The organism is Candidatus Halobonum tyrrellensis G22 (genome assembly GCF_000495475.1).
Lineage (GTDB): Archaea > Halobacteriota > Halobacteria > Halobacteriales > Haloferacaceae > Halobonum > Halobonum tyrrellense.
This window is the reverse complement of the sequence record NZ_ASGZ01000028.1, coordinates 89,985-105,531: the sequence shown is the minus strand read 5'-3', so window position 1 is coordinate 105,531 and position 15,547 is coordinate 89,985. Positions and strand designations below refer to the sequence as shown.

The 15,547-nt window shown below is 69.2% G+C and carries 15 protein-coding genes; 1 reads left to right on the top strand and 14 read right to left on the bottom strand.

All coding sequences use genetic code 11. The annotated features are described in order from the left end of the window. The first annotated feature begins 38 nt into the window (after positions 1–38). Positions 39–233, top strand: a complete 195-nt coding sequence (locus K933_RS08560) for a hypothetical protein (protein ID WP_023394318.1) — start codon at positions 39–41, stop codon at positions 231–233. A gap of 90 nt (positions 234–323) precedes the next feature. Here the strand turns inward: K933_RS08560 and K933_RS08555 are convergent, their stop codons facing one another. From K933_RS08555 to K933_RS08490, 14 genes are all read right to left on the bottom strand, one after another. After that, positions 324–1,832 carry an NADH-quinone oxidoreductase subunit N gene (locus K933_RS08555; RefSeq protein WP_023394317.1) on the bottom strand — a complete coding sequence of 503 codons (1,509 nt, stop codon included), beginning with the start codon at positions 1,830–1,832 and terminating at the stop codon, positions 324–326. Continuing rightward, complete coding sequence (locus K933_RS08550) at positions 1,832–3,358, bottom strand: complex I subunit 4 family protein (RefSeq protein WP_023394316.1); 1,527 nt, start codon at positions 3,356–3,358, stop codon at positions 1,832–1,834. Before K933_RS08550 ends, K933_RS08555 begins: the two co-directional genes overlap by 1 nt. Next, a complete protein-coding gene (gene nuoL, locus K933_RS08545) occupies positions 3,355–5,421 on the bottom strand; it encodes an NADH-quinone oxidoreductase subunit L (protein ID WP_023394315.1) in 2,067 nt (688 codons plus the stop codon). The genes K933_RS08550 and nuoL overlap by 4 nt, the downstream gene beginning before the upstream one ends. A gap of 3 nt (positions 5,422–5,424) precedes the next feature. After that, on the bottom strand, positions 5,425–5,727 hold the full coding sequence (nuoK, locus tag K933_RS08540; protein WP_023394314.1) for an NADH-quinone oxidoreductase subunit NuoK: 303 nt from the start codon (positions 5,725–5,727) through the stop codon (positions 5,425–5,427). Continuing rightward, on the bottom strand, positions 5,727–6,353 hold the full coding sequence (locus K933_RS18695) for a hypothetical protein (protein WP_049947714.1): 627 nt from the start codon (positions 6,351–6,353) through the stop codon (positions 5,727–5,729). The genes nuoK and K933_RS18695 overlap by 1 nt, the downstream gene beginning before the upstream one ends. A gap of 48 nt (positions 6,354–6,401) precedes the next feature. Continuing rightward, the gene (locus tag K933_RS08530) at positions 6,402–6,677 is read right to left on the bottom strand and encodes an NADH-quinone oxidoreductase subunit J (protein WP_023394312.1); all 276 of its coding nucleotides are present in this window, start codon (positions 6,675–6,677) and stop codon (positions 6,402–6,404) included. 223 nt (positions 6,678–6,900) lie between these two features. Continuing rightward, positions 6,901–7,362: a NuoI/complex I 23 kDa subunit family protein gene (locus K933_RS08525; protein ID WP_023394311.1), complete on the bottom strand. Its 462-nt coding sequence runs from the start codon at positions 7,360–7,362 to the stop codon at positions 6,901–6,903. Between the two features lie 6 nt (positions 7,363–7,368). Continuing rightward, positions 7,369–8,385: a complex I subunit 1/NuoH family protein gene (locus tag K933_RS08520; RefSeq protein ID WP_049947726.1), complete on the bottom strand. Its 1,017-nt coding sequence runs from the start codon at positions 8,383–8,385 to the stop codon at positions 7,369–7,371. 41 nt (positions 8,386–8,426) lie between these two features. Further along, complete coding sequence (locus K933_RS08515) at positions 8,427–10,100, bottom strand: NADH-quinone oxidoreductase subunit D (protein WP_023394309.1); 1,674 nt, start codon at positions 10,098–10,100, stop codon at positions 8,427–8,429. Continuing rightward, entirely contained in the window at positions 10,097–10,798 is a 702-nt protein-coding gene (locus K933_RS08510) for an NADH-quinone oxidoreductase subunit B (protein ID WP_023394308.1), read from the bottom strand. The genes K933_RS08515 and K933_RS08510 overlap by 4 nt, the downstream gene beginning before the upstream one ends. Beyond that, positions 10,795–11,211: an NADH-quinone oxidoreductase subunit A gene (locus K933_RS08505; RefSeq protein WP_023394307.1), complete on the bottom strand. Its 417-nt coding sequence runs from the start codon at positions 11,209–11,211 to the stop codon at positions 10,795–10,797. The genes K933_RS08510 and K933_RS08505 overlap by 4 nt, the downstream gene beginning before the upstream one ends. Before the next feature lie 145 nt (positions 11,212–11,356). Further along, positions 11,357–11,971: a 5-(carboxyamino)imidazole ribonucleotide mutase gene (gene purE, locus K933_RS08500; protein WP_023394306.1), complete on the bottom strand. Its 615-nt coding sequence runs from the start codon at positions 11,969–11,971 to the stop codon at positions 11,357–11,359. Further along, on the bottom strand, positions 11,968–13,233 hold the full coding sequence (locus tag K933_RS08495) for a 5-(carboxyamino)imidazole ribonucleotide synthase (protein WP_049947713.1): 1,266 nt from the start codon (positions 13,231–13,233) through the stop codon (positions 11,968–11,970). Before K933_RS08495 ends, purE begins: the two co-directional genes overlap by 4 nt. An 84-nt stretch (positions 13,234–13,317) precedes the next feature. Further along, a complete protein-coding gene (locus K933_RS08490; protein WP_023394304.1) occupies positions 13,318–15,525 on the bottom strand; it encodes a flippase activity-associated protein Agl23 in 2,208 nt (735 codons plus the stop codon). Positions 15,526–15,547 lie beyond the last annotated feature (22 nt).

The following is a 15,547-nucleotide window of genomic DNA, read 5'->3' as shown; positions in this document are numbered from 1 at the left end:
GGGGGAAGAACTACGCGTCACCCGTCCGACCCGACACCGTGGCCACCGAACCCGACTCCGAGGCCGACCGCTGGCGGCCGATGGCCGTGGCCGTCGTGACGGGCCTCGTGGGCGTCGTCCAGGCGTATCGGTACGCGTCCGTCCCGGACGCCGGCGTGTACGCGGCGGTGGCGGCGGCCGGACTCCTCGTCGCGTGTCTCCTCTCGGCCGTCCAGTGGTACCGGGCGGGGTGAGGCGACCGACGGACACGAGGACGGTGGACGGGAACACGGAAGCGAGGAGCGGAGAGACGGACGAACGGAACGACGGCCAGCGACGCCGCCTTACGGGACGAGCGCCGCCGCGACCGACTGCGCCGTCTCGATGACCGGCGCGAACCCGGGCAACAACAGCAGGGTGCCGACCGCCGCGAACACCACCGCGACGTACAGCCCCGTGGGCGTCCCGCCGAGTTCGAACTCGCCGACGGGGTCGTCGACCCACAGCGCCTTGACGACCCGGCTGTAGTAGTACAGCGACAGCGTGCTGTTGACGACGCCGACCGCGGCGAGCCACCAGAAGCCGGCGTCGACGGCGCCCGCGAACAGGAACAGCTTCGAGAAGAAGCCGCCGAACGGCGGGACGCCCGCGAGCGAGAACATGAACACGGTCATGGCGACGGACGCCATCGGGGCGCGACTCCCCAGCCCCGCGTAGTCCTCGAAGGTGCGGCCGACGTCCCACTGTTCGGCGAGCGCGACGAACAGGAACGCGCCGGTGTTCATGAACCCGTAGACGAGCAGGTGCGCCATCGACGCGCCCAGCACCGCGCCGTTCTCGACGCTGCCGGGGGCGCCGCCGCTCCACGCGGCGAGTCCGATGAGCGCGTAGCCCGCGTGTCCGATCGAGGAGTACGCCAGCATCCGCTTGACCGTCTCCTGTGTCGCGGCGGCGAAGTTGCCGAGCGTCATCGTGACGACCGCGAGCACCTGAAACAGCAGCATCCAGTCGACGCCCGCCGCGTCCAGCGGGAACGCCGTGGTGAACACGCGGAACAGCACCGCGAACCCGGCGGCTTTCGACGCCGACGAGAGGAACGCGCTGATGGGGGCGGGCGCGCCCTCGTACGCCTCGGGCGCCCAGAAGTGGAACGGGACGGAGGCGGTCTTGAACGCGAACCCGCCCGCGACCATCAGCACGCCGATGGCGGCGACGCCGGTCAGCCCGCCGTCGAGCGCCGACAGCGCCGACGCCACGTCCGCGAGCAGGAGGCTCCCGGTCGCGGCGTACACCAGCGAGATGCCGAACGCGAACACCGCCGACGACAGCGCGCCGATGAGGAAGTACTTCAGGCTGGCCTCGACGCTCCCGCGGTTGTGCTTGAGGAACGCCACCAGCGCGTACGACGGCAGCGACGCGAGTTCGAGCGCGATGAACGCGGTGGCGAGCGAGTTCGCCGTCGCCATCACCGCCATCCCCGTCGCCGCGAACATGACGAGGCTGTAGAACTCGGCCTGGTAGGCGCGCTCCTTGAGGTAGTCGTAGCTCGCGATACACACCAGCGCCGTGACGACCGCGAAGACGGCCTGGAAGAACAGCGCCATGCCGTCGACGACCAGCGCGTCGCGGTACAGCGAGATGGCGCCGGTGCCGCCGTCGACCTGACCGGTGCCCGACGCGAGGAACCAGCCCGCGTAGCCGAGCGACACCAGCGTGCCGACGACGGCGGTGCCGGCGAGCAGGCCGGGCCGGGAGTCGTCGGGGTCGACGCTGTCGATGAGCAGCAGTACCAGACCCGTGACCGCGAGCGCCAGCGCGGGGGCGAGCGCCGCCCAGTCGGGGTAGACGACCATCAGGCACCACCTCCGATGGCGAGGATCGGGGTAACGGCCTCTTTGATCATGGTGAAGAAGATGTCGGGTGCGACACCGAGCGCGATGGTACACAGCAGCAGCACCATCAGCGGGAGCGTGTCGTGGAGTTCAGCCCGTGTCACCTCGTAGTCGGTCTCCAGCCGGAACGGACCGAACAGCGTGCGCTGCATTGCGAGCAGCAGGTAGCCCGCGACGATGACGATACCGAACATGGCGACGGCGGTGAACAGCGGCGCGACCGGGATCACCGACGAGGCGAACGCGCCCTGGAAGATGAAGTACTCCGCCGCGAAGCCGGCCATCAACGGCAGGCCCATGTAGCCGAACGCGCCCGCGACGAGGATGCCCACCGTCACGGGCATCCGGTCGGCCATGCCGGACATGTCGCCGACCATCCGCGTGTGGGTGACGTTGTAGATGACGCCGACCGCCATGAACATCAGCCCCGAGATGAGACCGTGTGCGACCATCTGGAACGTCGCGCCGCCGACGCCGAGTTGGGTGTACGCGACCAGTCCGAGGATGACGTACCCCATCGACGACACCGACGAGTAAGCGACGATCCGCTTGAGGTCCTGTTGGGCGAGCGCCAACAGCGCGCCGTAGATGACCGACACCACGGCGAAGATGGCGATGACCCCAGCGTACTGGGTCGCCACGTCGGGGAGCATCGTGAAGTTGAACCGCAACAGCGCGTACGTCCCCATCTTCAGCAGGACGCCCGCGAGCATCACCGACGCCGGCGTCGGCGCCTCGACGTGGGCGTCGGGCAGCCACGTGTGGAACGGGACGACCGGCACCTTCACCGCGAACCCGAGGAACATCGCGGCGAACGCGGCGGTCTTGAGCGCCGTCGGCGAGAGACCGAACGCGCCCGACAGCCCGCCCGAGCGCAACGCCACCGCGACGGCGGGCAGGCCGAACGTGTTCACGTCGAGGTTGAACACCAGCGCCATGAACCCGATGAACATGATCAGGCTCGCGATGTTCGTGTAGACGAAGAACTTGATCGCGGCGTACTTCCGCCGGGGACCGCCCCAGATGGCGATCAGGAAGTACATCGGGACCAACACCGCCTCCCAGAAGACGAACCAGAGGAAGAAGTCGAGCGCGGTGAACACGCCCAGCAGGTTCGCCTCCATGAACAGCATCAGCCCGAAGAACTGGCTCTGCCGGCTGTCGATCGGCGTCCACGCCGAGAGGATGGCGAGCGACGACAGCACCGTCGCGAGGACGATCAGCGGGAGGCTGATGCCGTCGACGCCGACGAACCACTGGATCTGGTAGCCGGCGGCGGTGAGCCACGGCACCTGCGTCTCGAACGCGAGCGACCCGCCCTCGAGCAGGGCGTTGCCCGTCGCGTCGAACTGCGACCACATGTACAGGCTCCCGACGACCGGGAGCAGGCTGAGGCCGAACGCCAGCCGCCCGGCGTACTCGTCGGGAGCGAGCATGACCACCAGCGCGGCGAGGAACGTGAATCCGATGAGTGCTTCGATTATCACAGTAACCAGCCTCCGTAGATGCCGAACGCCACGAGCAACACCGTCAGCCCGAGCGTCACGAGCGCCGCGTAGTTACTCACGAGACCCGTCTGGACGCGCCTGACGCGCGACCCCGAGAACAGGCTCACGCTGGAGACGCCGTTGACGACGCCGTCGACCCCGCTCTGGTCGAACTTGTCCGCCGCACGCGACAGCGGGAGGACGACCCGCTCGGCGATGGCGACCTGGTACTCGTCCTGGTAGTAGTTGTTGTACAGCAGGTCCTGTACGCCGCCGAGTTTCGCGGTGTACTCCTCGGGTTCGCCGCGGCCGTACAGCGCGTACGCGAGACCGACCCCCGCGAGCGCCAACAGCAGCGAGACGCCGCCGGGGATCAGCGGGTCGAGTTCCGCGGCGTGGATGCCGGTCACGTCACTCTCGAGCAGTTCGAGGTAGTGGTGGGCCGACAGCGCGCTCATGAACTCGACACCCTCCGGTCCTTCCAGCCACCGGTGGAGGTACTCGATGTCGAGGTCGAACAGGTCGGCGACGGGCGTCATGTTGACGAAGCCGGTGACCGCCGCGAGCACGCCCAACACCGCGAGCGGCCCCTTCACGTTCCAGCCGACCCCCTCCGGGTCGCGCGCCTGGCCGGTCCGGGCGTCGCCGTGGAAGGTGAGAAACACCATCCGGAAGGTGTAGAAGCCGGTGAAGAAGACGGCCAGGAGACCGAACGCGTACGCGACGAGGAATATCGTCCCGAGACCGCCGTCGGTCCCCAGGCCGTGGACGAGCGCCTCGTAGAGCACCTCGTCTTTCGACCAGAAGCCCGCGAAGGGGATGATGCCCGCAAGCGCGAGCGACCCCGAGAGGAACGTCCAGTAGGTGACTGGCATCCGGTCTTTCAGCCCGCCCATGTCCCACATGTTCTCGTTGTGGTGCATCGCGATGATCACCGACCCGGCGCCCAAGAACAGCAGCGCCTTGAAGAACGCGTGGGTGAGCAGGTGGAACGTCGCGGCCACGTAGCCGCCCGCGCCGAGTGCGAGCATCATGTAGCCGTACTGCGAGATGGTGGAGTACGCGAGCACCTGCTTGATCTCGCGTTTGACGACGCCCATCGTCGCCGCCACCAGCGCCGTGAACCCGCCGACGAGCGCGATGACCGCGAGCGCGGTCGGCGAGACGGCGTAGAAGCCGTACATCCGCGCGACCAGGTAGACGCCGGCCGCGACCATCGTCGCCGCGTGGATGAGCGCGGAGACGGGCGTCGGACCCTCCATCGCGTCGGGGAGCCACGTGTGCAGCGGGAACTGCGCCGACTTGCCGATGACCCCGCCGAGGACGAGCAGTCCGACGACGGTGAACCACGTCGTCGGGGCGAACCCGAACGTGTTGACCGCGACTTCGCCCGCGAGCACCTCCTCGGCGAGCACCGGGAACGACTCGGCGCCCGCGAACCGACCGGTGCCGAACGTCGCGAAGATGGCCACGACGCCGACGAGGAAGAAGTAGTCCCCGAACCGGGTGACGAGGAACGCCTTCTTCGCCGCCGACGGCGGGCCGGGCTCGCGGAACCAGAAGCCGATGAGGAGGAACGAGCACAGCCCCACCAGTTCGAAGAACATGAACGCCATCAGGATGTTGTGCGCGACGACGAATCCGAGCATCGACGCCGAGAACAGCCCGAGACCGGCGTAGTAGCGCGGCAGTCCGGTCTCGCCCTCGTCGTTCATGTAGCCGAGCGAGAAGACGTGGACGAGGAGCGCGACCAGCGAGACGATGATAAGCATCATCGACGACAGCGGGTCGAGCAGCAGCCCGAACGTGAGTTCGAGCGCCTCCTCGCCCGCGGCACCCGCTCCGGTCGTCCACGTGTAGATGGTTTGGTTGTAGACGTTACCAGCGCTGACGGTGAAGAACACCCACAGCGAGAGGATCAGTGAGCCGGCGGTCGCGACGATGCCCGCGAGGGCGCCGCCCTTCGGGAGCACGTCGTCGCCGTACAGCGCCGCCCCCAACGAGACGAGGAACGACACGAACGGTAGGAGCACGATCGCCGGCGCGTAGTCGAATGCAGCCATACGTTACCACCTCATAGTCGTCGCGTCGGTGACGTCGACGGCGCTGAAGTTACGGTACAGTACCAGGATGATGCCGATGCCGACCGCGACCTCCGCGGCCGCGAGCGCCATCACGAACAGCCCGAACGTCTGGCCCGTCACGTTCCCCCAGTAGTAGGAGAACGCGGCGAGGTTGATGTTCGCGGCGTTCAACATGAGTTCGACCGACATCAGGAACAGCAGGGCGTTCTGCCGCGTGAGCAGGCCGAACACGCCGATGCAGAACACCGCCGCCGCGAGGATCAGGTACCACTCGGCTGGAACCATCAGTCGTCACCCTCCCGGCGGTCGTCGCCCGCGGTTCCGTCCCGCCCGCTGTCGGTCGCCGGGCCGGCCTCGCGGGTCTCGCGGCCGCCGTCGGTGAGTCCGCCCTCACCGGTCAGGCCCCGAGAGACCCGCGTGCCCGGCTCCGACCGGCCGAGCATCACCGCCGCGGCGATGGCCGCGACGAGCACGATGTCGATCAGTTCGAACGCGACCAGGAACCCCTCCGCGTCGATGTGACCGTCGAGGTTGAACATCGCGTACCCCAGACTCGCGGTCACGCTCGTCGGCTCGACGACCTGCGCGATCAACTCGCCGTTCTGTTCGACGAGGCTCACGTTGGCGTTCGGGTCGTCCGAGACCGACACGGTCTCGCTCCCGTCCGTCCCGTTGACGACCGCGACCGTCGCCCCACCCTCTACCGCCATCGAGACGTTCGCGCTCGTGTCCGAGGTCACGGTGACGTTGTCCGCGACGTGGTACGCCTCGAAGCCCGCGGCGGTGCCGAACGAGGCGCCCACGAACACGGCGGCCATCACGACGAACAGCGCGACCGCGACCAGCCCCGGCGCGAGGTGCGAGCCGAGGTCCAGACTGGGCGTCGAAGTCTCCCGGTCGTCGTCAACCACGACAGCCACCCCCCGAGACGCGCGTGTTCGGGGGTGCACCGACGGTGCTCACGTGCGCATCGCCTCCGTGTCCGCGTCCGCACTTTCGGTTCGCACGAGCATGACGGCGAACGTGATGAGGACGATCACCCCGCCCACGTAGACGAGGATCTGCATGGCGGCGAGGAACTCCGCCTGCAGCATCACGTAATGCACCGCGACGCTCAACAGGGCGCCGCCGAGGAGGAGTGCGGAGTGCCACACGTCCTCCATGAGGACGACGCCCAGGCTGCAGCCCACCGTGACGAGGGCGAACAGCGCGAACGCGATAGTCTCTACAACCATTACCCGAACGTCCCGTCGGAGGGCGTTTGAAGGTTTCGAGACTCGCCCGCGCGTCGTCGCGAACGCGGCCCCGGCGCGCGTGCGGCCGGAACTCGGAACCGAATAGTCGTTCGTCCCCCGGGCGGGTCGTCGGACGACCGGCGAGGAACTGCCTCGTCGGACGACCGGAGACGGGAGCAAACGCGGTGGAGACCCGGCTGTGGGGCGAAACCCGGCGAGCCGACTACTGGTAGTCGACTTCGCCCTCGCCCTCGCCGACCCACGCGCCGCGGTCGGGTTCGCGCGCGTTGAGCGGGTCGATCTCCTTGTACCAGGGGACGTTCTTCAACTGCTCTTTGTTGTACACGAACTCGTCTTTCGTGTCGGCGGTGAACTCGAAGTTCTGCGTGAGCAGGATGGCGTCGACCGGACACACCTCCTCGCACAGCCGGCAGTAGATGCACTGGCCGATGTGGAGGTTGTACTGCTCGCCGTTCCGCTGTTCGTCCTGGACGATCTGGATCGTGTCGTTCGGACAGACGTTCTCACACTGGCGACACCAGATGCACCGCTCCTGTGAGAACTTGTGCACCCCGCGGAACCGGGGGCTCACCTCGGGCGCGACGTCGGGGTACTCCACCGTGAACGTCGTCCCGTCCAATGCGTGCTTCATCGTCGTCGCCATGCCTTTGAGTAGTCCGATCATTGTCAGTTACGCGAGCACCCCCACGATGACCGCCGTGAGGACGAGGTTTGCGAACGAGAGCACGAGCATGCCCTTCCAGCCGATCTCGATGAACTGGTCGACCCGGAGCCGGGGGATCGCCGACCGCGCCCACTGGGTGAACAGGTAGAACGCCCAGATCTTCGCGGTGAACCAGACGATGCCGAGCGCCGCCGGGCCGGGCCCCGCGGGACCGCCGAGGAACAGCGTCGCCGCGATCGCGCCGCCGAGGAAGATGTGGATGAACTCGCCGAGGTAGATCAGCACGAAGTACGCCGAACTGTACTCCGTCTGGTACCCCGCGACGAGTTCCGTCGGCGCCTCGGGGATGTCGAACGGGTTGCGGCCGACCTCCGCGAGGTTCGCCACCGTGAACAGCGCGAACGCGAACGGGTTGACGAACGCGAACCACTGCGGGATCGAGACCCCCCACAGCGTCACCAGCGGCTGCGCCTGTTCGGCGACGATGGTGCTCGTCCGGAGCGACCCGGTGAAGAGGATCACCGACACGCCGGTGACGACCAGCGGGATCTCGTAGGCGATGTTCGACGCCACCGCGCGCAGCCCGCCCATGAGCGAGTACTTGTTGTTCGAGGCGTACCCCATCATGATCAGCCCGAGCGACGCGATCGACGAGGCGGCGAACGCGAACGCGATCCCCACCTCGGGGTCGGCCACCTGGATACCGCTCCCCATCGGGATGACCGCGAAGCCGAGCAGCGCCGAAAACGGGATCAGGATCGGCCCCATGTCCCACGCGGGGCGGTCGACGCCCTCGGGGATGATCTGCTCTTTCGACAGCAGGCGGACCGCGTCGGCCGGGATGGTCAAGATCCCCGCGGGGCCCATCCGGTTGACCGAGATGCGGTCGGTGAACGCCGCCGTGATCTTCCGTTTGGCCCACGGTCCCGCGACGGCGGTGTTGAGCAGCAGGAAGTTGGCGACGAGGAACGTGCCGACGAGCGCGCTCAGTACGTCCACCCACAGCCCGCTCCACGGCAGCATCGCCGCGATGGCCTCGGGGAACGTCTGGACCTGGAGCGGCGTCACCGGTCCACCTCACCGAGGACGACGTCGAGGCTGCCGAGCGAGGCGATCATGTCGGGCACGTACTCGCCGGTGGACATCTCCGGGAGCGTCTGGAGGTTGGAGAAACACGGACTGCGGATCTTGAACCGCGCGGGCTTGTCGGTGCCGTCCGCGCGGATGTAGACGCCGAGTTCGCCCTTCGCGTTCTCCACGGCCCGGTACACTTCGGTGTCGTCGTCGGGCTTGAGCGTCCGGGGGACGTTCGACTGGATCGTGCGGTCGTCCTCCGGCCACTCCTCTAAGAGGTCGATACACTGGCCGACGATCTTCGCTGACTCCTCGACCTCGCGCATCCGGACCAGCAGGCGGCTGTAGTTGTCACAGCCGTCCTCGGTGACGACGTCCCAGTCGAGTTCGTCGTAGTAGCCGTACGGGTCGTCCCGGCGGAGGTCGTAGTCGACCCCCGACCCGCGCGCGACCGGCCCGGTCGCACCGTACTCCTTCGCCACTTCCGGCGGCAGGACGCCCGTATCGACCGTCCGCATCTGGAGGATCTCGTTGGCGGAGATCAGGTCGTGGTACTCTTCGAGCGCCTGGGGCAGGTCTTCGAGGAAGTCGCGCGTCTTCTCGAAGAACTCCTCGCGGGGTTCCGGGAGGTCCCAGACGACCCCGCCGAGCCGGAAGTAGTTGTACATCATCCGCTGGCCCGTGAGGTCCTCGAGGATGTTCTGTGCTTTCTCCCGGTCGCGCATCCCGTACATGAAGATGGCGGAGAAGTCGCCGTACACGTCGAGCGCGAACGTAGAGAGCGCGAGGAAGTGGCCCGTCATCCGGCTGAGCTCCGACCCCATCGTCCGGAGCACCTGCGCGTACTCGGGCACGTCGATGTCGGCGAGCGCCTCCGCCGCGCGCGCGTACGCCCACTCGTTGGGCATGTTGGCCGTGTAGTCCCAGCGGTCGGGGTACGGCATGATCTGGTGGCGGTAGGTGCCGTTCTGACACATCTGCTCTTCACACCGGTGGAGGTAGCCGATGTCCGGGTCGATGTTGGCGACCTGCTCGCCGTCGAGCACCGTCTCGACGTGGAGGACGCCGTGGGTCGCCGGGTGGTGCGGCCCGATGTTGAGCAGCATCGTGTCGCTGTCCTGCCCGCCCGCCTTGTAGTCCTCCTGTAGCGGGTTGGCGTGCTCGCGGAGCGTGACGACCTGGGGTCGGTTCTGGTCGTAGTCGCGCGACAGCGGGTGTCCCTGCCAGGTGTCGGGGAGGAGGATCCGTCGGAGGTCGGGGTGGTCGTCGTACTCGATGCCGACCAGGTCGTACGCCTCCCGTTCGTGCCAGTCGGCCGTGCGGAACACCGGTTCGGCGGATTCGGAGACGGGGTTCTCGCGGTCGGTGGGGACGACGACGCTCACCTCCTGGGTGGGGTCGTCGTACTTCTTGAGGTGGTAGATCGACTCGTACCGGTCTTCGTACTCCTGGGCGGTCACACACGAGAGGTGGTCGTACCCCGCCTCGCTCTTCAGCGTCGAGAGCGTCTCTTGGACCGCGTCCGGCCGGATCACGTACGCCGGCGCGTTGATGTGCTCCTCCCGACCGATCACGTTGTCGCCGAGCAACTCGCCGATCTCGTCCGCCGAGCGCTCCTCGACGGCGGTCTCCTCCTCGCGTTCGTCCGGGCGTTCGAGGCTCATGGCGAATCAGACCAGTTGTACCGCATGACGAGGTCGTCCTCGTCGATCTGGTCGGCGAGCTTCTGGACCACCTCGTCGCGGTCGAGGTCGGAGAACTGCTCCAGTTCGTACGGCTTCACCGTCACCGGCGACGACTCGCCGTTGGCGATCCGCTCTTGGAGTTTGGCGACGCCGTACACCAGCGCCTCCGGCCGCGGCGGGCAGCCGGGGACGTGGATGTCGACGGGGATGACCTCCTCGGCGCCCTTGACGACGTTGTACCCCTCCTGGAACGGCCCGCCGGAGATGGTGCACGACCCCATGCCGACGACGAACTTGGGTTCGGGCATCTGGTCGTACACGCGCTTCATCCGCGGGGCGAACTTCGAGACGATGGTGCCCGGCACGATGATCACGTCGGCCTGTCGCGGCGACGCGCGGGGGACGCCCGCGTGGAACCGGTCGAGGTCGTGTTTCACCGAGTAGGTGTGCATCATCTCGATGCTGCAACACGCGATGCCGAACTGCAGCATGAACATCGACGACCCCCGCACCCAGTTCATGAACTTGTCGAACTTGGTGAGGATGAACGGCGACGACCCGAACGCCTCACGGAGCTTCGAGTTGAAACGGTCGCCCTGCCCGGCCATCCGGGCGTCGCGCGTGTCGGTCAGTACCTTCGAGTCGTCCGTGATGAACGGCCTGTTGTCGCTACTCATGAGTTGTGTTCGGTCTTCCGCCGGGTCGCGGCCTCGCTCCGCGCCCACTTGACGGCGCCCTGCCGCCACGCCCACACGAGTCCGATCACCAGCACCCCGATGAAGACGAGCATCGGGAACAGCAGCGTCATCAGTCCCACGCCGGATTCGAGCGCTGGCTGGTAGATGACCGTCCACGGGAACAGCAGGACGGTCTCGATGTCGAAGACGACGAACAGCAACGCCACCATGTAGTACTGAATGTTGAACTGGATGCCGATCGCCGACTTCGTGGGGATCTCACCGGACTCGTAGGTGGAACTCTTCCCCTGTTCGGGCACGCTCGGTCGGATGAGCGAGGAGACCGCTATCATCCCCAGCGGGATGCCCACGCCCATCAGCGCCAAGGCGCCGACTGCTATCCATTGATTCATGCCGGGTCTCCGTATCGTCCGTGGGTTTGAGACCCCGCTACATAAGCGCTTCACTTACGCGTCCGCGCGTACGCACCGGGGTCCGCCGGCCGGCCCGCCGGGTGGACACCCGCTCGCTCGGGCGGGACCCTCCGCGGCCGCCGTCTCACTCGCGGGCGTCGCGGAAGCCGTCGACGCCGCGGTCGTGGAGCGCCAGGGAGGTGTCGGCCACGCCCGCCCGGAGGTCGTCGTGGTAGTCGACGAGTCGGTCGCGCAACTCGCCGTGTTCGCGCGCGAGCACCTGCACGGCGGAGAGCGCCGCGTTGAACGACTTGCCCGCGTCGACCGCGACGATGGGCGCGCCCGTCGGCATCCCGATCACCGAGTCGACCGACTTCTCCTGGACCGGGACGCCGATCACCGGCAGCGGGTAGGCGATGCTCGCGGTCATGTTGGGCAGGTCCGCGGACTTGCCGCCCGCGCCCGCGATCACCACGTCGAGTCCCCGCGCCTCGGCGGTCTCGCCGTACGCGTACATCAGGTCGGGCGTCCGGTGGGCGCTCACCACGTACGTCTCGTACGTGTACCGCGCGTCGGGGGGCGCGTGGAAGTCGGTCTGCTCGGCGAACCCGAGTTCCGCGAGCGCGTCGAACGCCCCCTGCATCGTGTCCAGGTCCGAGTCCGACCCCATGATCACGCCAACGTCGGGCGTCGTCTCCGCGTCGGCGTCGGCGGTTGCCTCGGATTCGAGGCGGTCGATCAACTCCGCGACGTCGGTCACCGGTCCGCCTCCCCGTCGGTCGCCGCGGTCGCGTCGGCACCGTCGGCCGTCTCCTCGACGCGCCCGAACGAGAGGTCGTCGCGCAGGTCTCGCGCCCGCGCGAGCAGGTCGTCGGTCGCCGCGGTCGCGTCGCCGTCACCCGCGTCCGCAGCCTCGTCCGCGGCGGTCGCGTCGGCCGACCCGCACAGCGTCAGGTGGCCCATCTTCCGGAGCGGGCGCACCTCCCGTTTGCCGTACCAGTGGAGGTGGGCGTCGCCCGCGGCGAGGGTCGACCCCACGCCCTCCAGGCGCGCGGGGCGCGACTCGTCGACGGTGCCGAGGACGTTCGCGCTCACGGTCGGCGCGCGCGCGTCGGTCGCGCCGAGCGGCCAGCCGAGGACCGCGCGGACGTGCTGTTCGAACTGGGAGGTGACCGCCCCCTCGATGGTCCAGTGGCCGGAGTTGTGCGGTCGGGGCGCGACCTCGTTGAGCAGGATCTCACCGTCCCGCTCGAACAGTTCGATGCCGAACACGCCGCGGCCGTCGAGTTCCGCGAGCGTGTCGAGTGCGACCTCCCGCGCCCGCGCCGCCACGGCGGGGTCGCTCCGAGCGGGGACGACCGTCTCGCGGAGGATCTCCGCCTCGTGGAGGTTCTCGCCGAGGGGGAACGCGTCCGTCTCGCCGTCGCCGCGGACGCCGATCACCGACACCTCGCGGTCGAAGTCGACGAACGCCTCGGCCATCGCGCCGCCCGCGCGAGCGCCCACCTCGTCTAGGGCGGCTGCGTAGTCGTCGCCGGGGTCGACCGGCAGGTTCCCGCGGCCGTCGTAGCCGCCGGTCCGAGCCTTCAACATCACGCCGCCGAACCGCTCGGCGGCGGCTTCGAGCTCCGCGGCGTCGTCGACGGCGACGAACTCGGGGACGGGCACGCCCGCGTCGGCGAGCGTCCGCTTCTGGACGAGTTTGTCCTGGATCGTCCGGAGCGTGTCGGGGTCGGGGTGGACCGGGACGTCGTACTCGGCGTGTACCTCCTCCAGTACGTCGGGGTCGGCGAGTTCGATCTCCAGGGTGAGGAGGTCCGCGCGCGCGGCCAACTCGCGGACCGCGTCGGGGTCGTCGAAGGCGCCCTCCACCTGGTCGGCCACCCGGGCGGCGGGGCAGTCGGGCGTCGGGTCGAGGACGACGACGTCGACGCCGAGGGGGGCGGCCGCCTCGGCCAGCATCCGGCCGAGTTGACCGCCGCCGACGACGCCGAGCGTCGGGGCGGGACACGTTGGCGTCACGACCGCGACTTCGCCAACTCGGTGCATAAGCCTTGCCTCACGCGGCGACGAATGGACACGTTCGTGCCCATTCGAGGGTCGTGCCTACCCGAGTGCGGGTCCCCGTCGCGGCGGTCGGTCCGGTACCTCAGCCCCGCCGGACTGCGACGGTCGGGGCTGAGTCGAGTCGGGTCGCGTCGGCGCGGCCGACCGCGCCGCCGATAGCGCGGGCCGGTCCGCGCCCGCGCCGGCGTCGACGCCGGCCGCGCGGGCCTCCCGGAGCGCCGAGCGGTCGACGAACACCACGACGTCCTCGCCCCACAGGCGGAACTTGTGCTGGTGCCGCTCGTAGCCGTCGAGGCGTTCGGCGAGTTCGTCGGCGTCCCACGGCTTGGCGACGACGACCGGCGGCATCTCCTCGGGAAGCCCGTCGAAGCGGGCGTCGGGCGGGGTGGAGTCGACCTCCGCGTCGTGCAGTTCGAAGTACCACGGCAGGGGGAGCCGCGTGTGCCACGCCGGCCCGCCCGGCGGCATCCGGTCGACGCTGCTCTCGCTCGAGACGTAGAACCGGACGTCGCCGCTCGCCTCCGTGCCGACGAACAGCACGTCCGTCCCCTCGTTGACCCGGCTGACGGCGCCCGCGTCCCCGAGCACTCCCTTGAGGTCGTTCTCGGGCTGCGCCCACTGGAGCACCTGCTTGTCCTCCTCGGCCGCGGAGTTCCAGTAGTCGGCGTTGGCCGCGGCGACGCCGCCGACGGCCGCGAACACCAGAAGCGCCGCGATGCCGGCGCTGACCGCGTCGTCGCGCGCGATCGACACCTCGAACGAGTCGACGACGTACGCCACCCCGACGGCCGCGGGTATCGCCAGCGGGAGGACGACGTGGACCGCCGCCCACGGCGCCTCGATGTCGGTCGCGACGGGGTAACCGAGCAGCGACGCCGCCCCCCAGTAGGTGGCGAACGCGACGAGCGAGCGGTGGCGCAGGTCGCCGTAGCCGTCCGCGAGGAAGCCGAGGACCGCGAGCACGACCGTGACGCCCGACCCGTACGCCAGCGTCTCCGCGAGGTCGTGGAGGTACGGGACGTAGGGGTGGTCGGAGTGGCTCCCCGCGGCCCACGTCCCGTAGAACCGCTCTGCGGCGTCTATCGTCCCCGCCTCCAGCACGCGAACCGGGTCGGCCGTCCCGGCGAGGGCGTTCCACAGGTCGGGCCGGGGCGCGTAGAAGAACGCCGCGACGGCGACGAACGTCGCCGCCAGCCCGACCGCCGTCAGCGGCACCCACACCGCCAGGTGGCCCGCGAGCGCCGCGCCGGGGTCCCACTCGCGGTCGGACGCGAGGTGCCGGCGGGTCCGGCCTCCCGCGGTCCACTCGTCGGCGGCGTGGACGACCGACACCGCCCCGCCGACGACCGCGTCGAGCGGCGACCCCGTCCGCGCGGCGGTCCGTACGAGCACGTGGTCGACCACGAGGAACGACCCCCCGGCGAAACACGCGAGGTAGACCAGCGCGTTCTCCTTCGCGGTGAACCCGAGCGCCAGCAGCGCCGCCGCCCCGAACAGCGGGAGCGTCCGCCGGCGGTCGAGCGCGTACACCGTCAGCGCGAACGCGCCGAAGCAGAACGACCCGACGAGCACGTCCGAGCGCATGAACCGCCCGTAGTAGACCAAGAGTGGGTCGGCCGCGAGTACGAGCGCGAGCGCGACCCGCTCGCGGCCGCGCAGTCGGTCGACGAAACACAGCGCCGCCAGCGGGAGCAGCCCCCCGACGACCGCGACCGGAAGCCGCGCCGCGAAGTCCGACGCGGTGAGCAGCCCGAACAGCGCGTTGTCGACGACCGGGATGAACGGCCCGTGGATGATCGGGCGGTAGAAGAACTCCCCCGTCTCCTGGAATCGGAGCACCCAGTAGCCGACCCGACCCTCGTCCCAGTGGAAGATCCGCTCGCCGAGACCGACCACGCGGACGGCGACCGCGAGGGCGGTGACGAGGAGGACGGCGAGCGTCGCCGGCGACCACGGGAGCCGGTCGGTGACCCGGCGGCGTCCGGGGAGTGAGCCGTCGGACGGACCGCCGTCTCGGGCGGGACCGTCACCGTCCGAGCCGGAATCGTCCCCCGATCCGGAGTCGTCTCCCGGGCCGGAGTCCTCCCCCGGGCCGGGGTCCTCCCCCGAGTCGCCGTCGTCCGCCGAGCCGCCGTCGTCCGCGGGGTCGGACGGAACCGCCGGGTCCGAGCGGTCGGCGGGCGACCGGGAGCCCCCGGGGTCGTCCCCCCCGTCGGCGGGGGACGCGGAGGGCGGTGGGTGGCTCATTGCCCCTCCCTCGCTCGCCACC